7 protein-coding genes are annotated in these 7,841 nt (G+C 47.4%); all 7 read right to left on the bottom strand.

Going from position 1 to position 7,841, the window contains the following annotated elements:
• On the bottom strand, nucleotides 1–912 hold a 912-nt coding region (locus AACP44_RS07570; RefSeq protein WP_339339888.1), incomplete at its 3' end, for a hypothetical protein.
• A gap of 399 nt (nucleotides 913–1,311) precedes the next feature.
• Complete coding sequence (locus AACP44_RS07565; RefSeq protein ID WP_339339886.1) at nucleotides 1,312–2,604, bottom strand: adenylosuccinate synthase; 1,293 nt, start codon at nucleotides 2,602–2,604, stop codon at nucleotides 1,312–1,314.
• Nucleotides 2,605–2,637: 33 nt separating this feature from the next.
• Nucleotides 2,638–3,834 (bottom strand): ATP phosphoribosyltransferase regulatory subunit, encoded by a 1,197-nt coding sequence (locus tag AACP44_RS07560; RefSeq protein WP_339339885.1) that lies wholly within the window; start codon nucleotides 3,832–3,834, stop codon nucleotides 2,638–2,640.
• Nucleotides 3,835–4,001: 167 nt separating this feature from the next.
• Complete coding sequence (gene hflC / locus AACP44_RS07555; RefSeq protein ID WP_339339883.1) at nucleotides 4,002–4,874, bottom strand: protease modulator HflC; 873 nt, start codon at nucleotides 4,872–4,874, stop codon at nucleotides 4,002–4,004.
• Complete coding sequence (hflK, locus tag AACP44_RS07550; protein WP_339339882.1) at nucleotides 4,874–6,016, bottom strand: FtsH protease activity modulator HflK; 1,143 nt, start codon at nucleotides 6,014–6,016, stop codon at nucleotides 4,874–4,876. Before hflK ends, hflC begins: the two co-directional genes overlap by 1 nt.
• Before the next feature lie 94 nt (nucleotides 6,017–6,110).
• Nucleotides 6,111–7,421, bottom strand: coding sequence for a ribosome rescue GTPase HflX (hflX, locus tag AACP44_RS07545; protein ID WP_339339881.1), 1,311 nt, complete (start codon nucleotides 7,419–7,421; stop codon nucleotides 6,111–6,113).
• Between the two features lie 32 nt (nucleotides 7,422–7,453).
• A complete protein-coding gene (gene hfq / locus AACP44_RS07540; RefSeq protein ID WP_339339880.1) occupies nucleotides 7,454–7,693 on the bottom strand; it encodes an RNA chaperone Hfq in 240 nt (79 codons plus the stop codon).
• Between the last annotated feature and the right edge of the window lie 148 nt (nucleotides 7,694–7,841).

The following is a 7,841-nucleotide window of genomic DNA, read 5'->3' as shown; positions in this document are numbered from 1 at the left end:
TGACATATCGTCATCCAGCGTATAGGCAATTACAGCATTCGGAGATACCATAGCAACAATGCCACCGTCTCCACTCAAAGCAACATCAGTAACTTTTTCAAGAGTGGGGTTTACGACCATAACGCTATATCCATTAGGCGCTTTTGCGAAATCGCTGCTTGTACCAAAGTCCCCTATAGGGTTTTTGTATATACTTGCCTGACCAATTTCACGACCTTCCAGAAAATTAGCATTATAGTCTCCTTTCCCAATAGCCACAGCAAGAGTCTCGCCATCATCACTCAAGGCGACACCGATACCGAACTCGGCATTGTTACCAAGCGTGCCTATATCTTTTATATAATTTGCTTCTATCTGATCTATGTAATCTGTAATTTGAATTGACTTAGTATCATGTGCAAGATCAGTAGTACCCGGACAATTGTCCTGCGTATCGGTACTACAGGCAGTCACTTTATAAATAGTGCTATGCAATCTTGATATATTGAGTTTGTGTTTAATTGGATTTTTTACATCCTCAGACTTTATGGATTCAAATACACCCCCATCATCATAGCTAACAGCCAAATGATAATAGTCATAGTCACCTGAATTATTCCAGCCGAGCTTTATAAAGGTATTTTCTATTTCTATTTTTAAGTCGCCGCTCAGCAGACCTAGCTCAAACGCTCCCTCAGAATCAGGAATGATAGGAATCGAGCCATCAGAATTATCGCCGCTGACATTAACGGAGGTTTCGGCATCAGCCGATTCGGCACTGGTTTCTACAGAATTCGTATCGTCATCAACCGACTCGCCTCCAGCCTCAACGGTGCCAGCATTAAAACCATACCGACTTGTGGCATCGCAGGCCATAATCAAACTAACAATAAAGAAAAGAACAACACTCCGGCTAGCAAAATTGATTGGCATAACATCTCCCTGTTACTTTTAAGATTATTAGAAACCACTAGTTGGCCTGTATCTTAATCTTGTTATTTAGCTTTATATATAACACCTAAGTAGTAATAACTTTACAGCCATTAAATAAAATCAAGATTATATGCCGTACTAAATATTCTTATATATCAGATAAATCCGTCTTGGTACTTGGTATTACTGGCGTAGAAGGGAATGACATAAAGGGATGGCAAAGCGGACTACCAAACAGGTTTATGCGCTAAGTTTTGATGGTCAGCGAGAGTTAAGTTAAGGAGAATTTCTTTACTGCGATTGCGGATTAATGCTGTGGTTGATCGGCTACGTTAGAACGGCAAATTGGCTGCATGCTCATTTGCCCACAGCCTGTACCGTTTTCAATTTAGGAAAAAATCAATCAAAGGCATGTTTTAATACTATCGTCTGCACTCGATCGGGGCCGGTGGAAATAATATCAATCGGCGCGCCGACTAATTCTTCTAACCGTTTTATATAGGCGCGGGCAGCGGCAGGAATTTCTTCCAAGGTTTTAGCACCCAATGTAGATTCGCTCCAGCCAGGCAGCTCTTCATAGACAGGTACCAAACGCTCATAGTCATCGGCATCAACCGGCATGGGTGCTGCATTACCCTCGGCGTCCTGATAAGACGTACAGACTTTAATGGTTTCCAAACCATCGAGCACATCCAGCTTGGTTAAACAAAGACCGGAAAGACTATTGATGCGAACAGCTTGACGTAATGCTACCGCATCAAACCAACCGCAACGCCGAGCGCGACCAGTGGTGGCACCAAACTCATGACCTTTTTCGGCAAGGTGCTTACCAACTTGATCAAATAATTCGGTCGGAAAAGGGCCGGAACCAACGCGGGTGGTGTAAGCCTTGGTAATACCTAACACATAATCCAGATATAAAGGACCAAAACCACTGCCGGTTGCGGTACCGCCAGCAGTTGTATTGGAAGAAGTCACAAAAGGGTAAGTGCCGTGATCGATATCTAACAGTGAACCTTGGGCGCCTTCAAATAAGATATTTTTTCCGGCCTCGCGCGAGTCATGCAATAGACCAGTTACATCGGCAATCATTGGCTTTAACTGCTCAGCCATTTCCATCGCCTGATCATAAACGGTTTGATAATCGACTGCGTCTGTTTTGTAGTATTGGGTCAGCTGGAAGTTGTGCAATTCCATCACGGTTTTTAATTTGCTGGCAAAACGTTCGGGGTGTAATAAATCACCCAGACGGACACCGCGACGGGCTACTTTATCTTCGTAGGCTGGACCAATACCGCGGCCGGTGGTACCAATTTTTGCTTCGCCACGAGCCAGTTCGCGAGCTTGGTCAAGGGCAATATGGTAATCAAGAATTAAGGGGCAAGCGGGGCTTAACAGTAACCGCTCTCGCACTGGCACACCTTTTTGTTCCAGTTCGCCAATTTCTTTGAGCAAGGCCGCTGGCGATAACACTACGCCATTGCCGATTAGGCACTGGACGTTTTCCCGTAACACGCCTGACGGAATAAGATGCAATACTGTTTTTTCACCATTGATAACCAAGGTGTGACCGGCGTTATGACCGCCTTGAAAGCGGGCGACTAAGCCAGCCTGATCTGTGAGCAAATCAACAATCTTGCCTTTGCCTTCATCACCCCATTGGGTGCCTAGTATGACTACATTTTTGCTCATTACTTCTCTCTAAGGTTGATCTAAACTAAAAACTTAATCGTTAACAATTTGCCACTGGCCCTGTTGTAATTGCAGATAACGATGACAATTAGGGGCTGAGGTTTGACCAGATAAAGCGCAGACCACACGCTCACCTTGGGCTCTTAATGTTTGTACCGTCTGCCATAGTGACAAGCTGTCTTCGGCGGATAGCAAGCTGCTGTCAGGCGCAAAAATACTGTCGACGGTTGCCGCACTCTGTTCCGGCGATAAATAATTTAGCAAGGCTTTTAAGTCGGTATTAAACCCGGTAGCGGGTCTGGCACGACCAAAAACTTGACCAATATCATCGTAGCGACCACCGTTGGCAACAGCTTGGCCGTGCCCCGGCGCTAACGCCGCGAAGACTAAACCGGTGTGATAGTGATAACCGCGCAGTTCACTGAGATCAAAGTAAAGATTGATCTCAGGCATTCTGGCGGTTATCTGATCGGCTACGGTTGCCAGGTCATCAATCGCTTTTGCCACTACCGCAGGGGCATCGGCCAATGCAATTTTGGCGCGTTCAAGTACCGAACGATCGCCATTGAGCTGGCTTAGCGCACGCATCATAGCGGCCAATGCCGGATCGCTAATACTATTGGCAATGGCTGTCTCGATATCAACAGCGGCTTTGCGTTGCAGGGCATCGGATAATTGCTGTTCGGCATCAGTATCCAGCCCAGCCTGTGCCACTAAGGCGCGATAAATACTGACATGACCCAAATCCAGCGTGACTTGATCAACGCCAGCGGCACGCAAGGTTTCTAACATCAGGCTGATCATTTCAAGATCAGCACCGAGAGTGGCATCGCCATAAAGTTCAGCGCCCAATTGTATGGGAGAGCGCGAAGCCAACAGCGATTGTGGTTTGGTGTGCAGCACGCTGCCGGCATAACACAGACGCACAGGCCCTTCGCGGTTGAGGCTGTGAGCATCAATGCGAGCTGTTTGCGGGGTAATATCAGCGCGAATACCCATGGTGCGACCGCTTAGCTGGTCTACCACTTTAAAGGTTTGGATATCGATATCGTGCTCAAGACCGACTAATAGTGATTCGGTAAATTCAATCAGCGGCGGCACAACCAGTTCATAGCCCCAGCTGGCATACAGGTCGAGTAACTTTCGGCGCAGGGATTCTGCCTGCGCAGCCTGTTCAGGCAGCAGTTCTTCGACGCCATCGGGTAATAACCAACGATCAGCAATGGTCATAGTCAATCCAACAAAGTGAGAGTTCATCAAGCACAAAAAAACCGCGCAATATTATGATGTCGGGTTAAAACTCATAACGTTGCTCGGTTTGCGGGATGATAACACAAATAAACTCGCTTTTGGCTAGTCTGCCTCCCCGCTTTCGCGGGGATAGCGAAGCGGGTGTGCTAACGGTCTGCCTTGCTGTCGTTCAGGTATTTGAAGAAGTCGCTCTGCGGGTCGACCAGCATAATATCGCCTTTATCTTTAAAGGATGAGCGATAGGCATTTAAGCTACGCACAAAAGCATAGAACTCTGGGTCTTTGCTGTAGGCGGCGGCATAGGTAGCTGCTGCCTGAGCATCGCCTTCACCGCGTAATAGTTCGGATTCACTATAGGCGGTTGCTTCGATAATGGTCTTTTCACGTTCGGCAGAGGAGCGGATTTTTTCGGCCGACTCCAAACCTTTGGAACGCAGTTCGCGAGCTTCTTTCTCCCGTTCGGCTTTCATACGGCGAAATACTGCGTCACTAACTTCTGGAGGTAGATCAATCCGCTTAACTCGCACGTCGACAATTTCTACACCCAGAGACTCTCTAACACGTTGATTAAGGCCCTGTTTAATATCCAGCATAAGCTGATCACGCTCACCGGAAACCACTTCATGTAAAGTACGGGTACCAAACTCGTTACGCAGACCATCATTAACCCGCTTGGCTAGGCGGTTCATAGCCTGAGCTTCGTTACCGCCGGTGGCCTTGTAGTAAGTATCGACATCGGCAATGCGCCATTTGGCGAAAGAATCAACGATGAGACGTTTTTTCTGTACCGTCAAAAAACTCTCTGGTCGGGCATCCAATGTCATTACCCGACTATCAAATTTACGCACATCATCAGATAACGGCATTTTGACATGCAAGCCAGGCTGGATATCGGTATCGATCAAACGTCCAAAGCGCAGCTTAACAGCACGCTCGGTTTCTTTGACCACGTAAAGGCTGCTGTCAGCAATAATGATGGCTAAAAACAGCAAAACCGCAATAGGTATTAATCGATTCATTAGCGTGTCTCCCGGCCGCGGCTGCTAGTTTGCTCGCGACGCAGCTTTTTAATCACTTCGTCAGCTATGTCACTGATACTGGCGTTGGACATGGCGTTACCACCAAAGTCGCTGCGCTGCTGGCTAAGTTTATCCAGTGGCAAATACATCATATTGTTGCCACCTTCGATATCAACCAGGACTTTTGAGCTTTTGCTCATTACGTCCTGTACTGCATCCAGGTATAAACGCTCGCGGGTGACTTCCGGCGCTTTTTTGTATTCGGCTAATAAGTTTTCGAAGCGGGTGGCTTCACCTTTAGCCTCGACAATTACCTTGGCTTTATAACCATTGGCTTCTTCGATAATACGTTGAGCTTTACCACGGGATTCAGGAATGATGCCGTTGGCATAAGCCTGTGCTTCGTTGACCAAGCGCTCCTGATCTTCTCGGGCTTTGATCACGTCATCGTAAGCATCTTTCACTTCAGTTGGCGGTTTCGCTTCCTGAATATTGATTTTAACGACTTGGATGCCGGTGCCGTAATTATCCAGATATTCCTGCAAGCGCAGTTGCACATCGACACCGATTTGCTCACGGCCTATAGAAACGACTTCATCCAGTTTACTGCTGCCGACCACATGGCGCAGCGCACTATCGCTGGCTTGCTGTAGGCTGAGCTCAGGGTTTTTAACGTTGAGAACAAAGGCTTTTGGATCGGCAATGTTGTATTGCACCGTTAGTGGCAATTCAACAATATTTTCATCTTCGGTGAGCATTAAGCCGCGTGAAGGGTACTGCCGCTCTTCGGTAATATTGACGATAGTTTTACTGTCGATCAACGGCGGATTCCAGTGCAGACCCGGACCCAAGGTATCCATATATTTACCAAAGCGCAGAACGACGGCGCGGTCTTTTTCATCGACCTGATAGATACCCATAGCCGCCCAGATAATTGCAATAATGCCGATAATCAGCACAATAAGGCTGCCACTGATTTCGCCACTACCGCTACCACCACTACCTGAACCGCCACCAAACAATCCATTAAGTTTGTCCTGCAGTTTTTTGAAGGCTTCGTCTAGATCCGGCGGACCATCATTGCCTCTATTGTTGTTCCAAGGGTCTTTGTTATCGCCCCCACCTGGTTCATTCCAAACCATTTCACTCTCCCGTTACCAAGGTAAACGTTTATTAATTGCGTCTGTTGCCGCATTTGCGACGCAGTCTATCAAATTTCTAGCGGCCGCGTCGCGCTTAGTTGTCGGTTTGTTGTTTAATCATGGTTGCTAGCAGTGGTTCAGGATCCAACTGCTGAGCACTGACTATACGGCAAAAGTCTGACTTGGGCAGGCGCACTTCCAGCTCGCTCAAGCCTTGGTCATTATAGTGCTCTGTCACCACGGCATTGTGTTTGTAAAATGCCGCTCTCAGTCGACCCTGATCGGCAGCCAAAGTCAATTGACCGTGGACAAAGTCATCGCCCAGCCATTGCGCCAAGGCCTCGGTTAATAAGGCAATACCCTGCGACTGCTGCGCCGATAACCAGACTCGCTTTGCTATTCCATCCTGATCATAATCAATACGTGGGTCGGCATCTAATAGGTCAATTTTATTCAATACCTCCAACCGTGGAATACTGTCCGCACCAATTTCCTTCAGTACAATTTCTACTTGCGCAATATTGTCAGCGCGCTCTTCATCGGCACAATCAATCACATGTATCAGTAAGTCTGACTGCGCCGCCTCTTCAAGCGTAGCGCGAAAAGCTTCCACCAGTTTGTGCGGCAAATGCCGGATAAATCCCACCGTATCAGCCAGCACTATAGGACCAATATCTGCAATTGAAATATTTCTAAGAGTTGGATCTAGCGTGGCAAACAATTGATCGGCCGCATATACCTTGGCATCAGTCATGCTATTAAACAGGGTTGATTTACCGGCATTGGTATAACCCACCAGTGAAACCGTTGGAATGTCAGCACGACTGCGCGCCCTTCTGCCCTGATCACGCTGACGCCGAACTTTTTCCAGACGTTTGCTAATCGATTTGATGCGGGCTCTCAGTAAACGACGGTCGGTCTCTAGCTGGGTTTCACCCGGCCCCCTTAAACCAATACCGCCCTTTTGTCGCTCAAGGTGGGTCCAACCTCTGACCAGACGCGTCGACATATGTTGCAACTGCGCCAGCTCTACCTGTAATTTGCCTTCATGGGTACGAGCGCGTTGGGCAAAAATATCCAGAATCAAACCAGTACGGTCAAGCACACGGCATTTCAGCTCAGCTTCTAAATTGCGCTCCTGACTGGGGGATAAGGCATGATTAAATAACACGATTTCCGCATCCAGCAAGCTAACTTGCGTGCGAATTTCTTCCAGCTTGCCGGAACCAACAAAAAAACGTGGGGTGGGTGATGTGCGCTGGCCACCGATTAGGGCAACCGGATCAGCACCAGCCGATCGAACCAACTCCTCAAACTCCCGAGGATCTTCACGTTCAGACTCATGACGAAGATCCAGATGAACTAAAACCGCCCGCTCACCGGTATCGGGACGCTCAAAAAACAACGTTTTGTCTCAAATAAGGCTGATTGCTGCTATTAGCTGTCGCCATCTTGATCAGGCATAGGCATGCGTACCACCCGCGAAGGTACCACGGTTGAAATAGCATGCTTATAAACCATCTGGCTGACGGTATTTTTTAACAACACCACAAACTGATCGAAGGACTCAATTTGCCCCTGTAGCTTGATGCCGTTAACGAGATAAATGGAAACGGGTACCCGCTCTTTGCGTAAAACATTCAAATAAGGGTCTTGTAACGTTTGCCCTTTTGACATGGTATTTCTCCTTGAAAGCCCAAAACGGGCCAAAAAATAATAATAAAATGAGACCTAGCTTTTATTTTTGCCTCAAATCTATGGCATTGATTGCCAGCGATTGACTTACCTAAACTATACGGCAAATAACGGCAAATATACGGCAAAT

The organism is uncultured Oceanicoccus sp. (genome assembly GCF_963968385.1).
In the GTDB taxonomy this organism is placed as follows: Bacteria; Pseudomonadota; Gammaproteobacteria; order Pseudomonadales; family Dasaniaceae; genus Oceanicoccus.
The sequence above is the reverse complement of the archived record's forward strand: the minus strand, read 5'-3'. Positions and strand labels throughout refer to the sequence as shown.

Coding starts and splice junctions, on each gene's coding strand:
- AACP44_RS07565 (WP_339339886.1), bottom strand. CDS start 2,604: ATGAGCAAAAATGTAGTCATACTAGGCACCCAATGGGGTGATGAAGGC.
- hfq (WP_339339880.1), bottom strand. CDS start 7,693: ATGTCAAAAGGGCAAACGTTACAAGACCCTTATTTGAATGTTTTACGC.
- AACP44_RS07560 (WP_339339885.1), bottom strand. CDS start 3,834: ATGACCATTGCTGATCGTTGGTTATTACCCGATGGCGTCGAAGAACTG.
- hflC (WP_339339883.1), bottom strand. CDS start 4,874: ATGAATCGATTAATACCTATTGCGGTTTTGCTGTTTTTAGCCATCATT.
- hflK (WP_339339882.1), bottom strand. CDS start 6,016: ATGGTTTGGAATGAACCAGGTGGGGGCGATAACAAAGACCCTTGGAAC.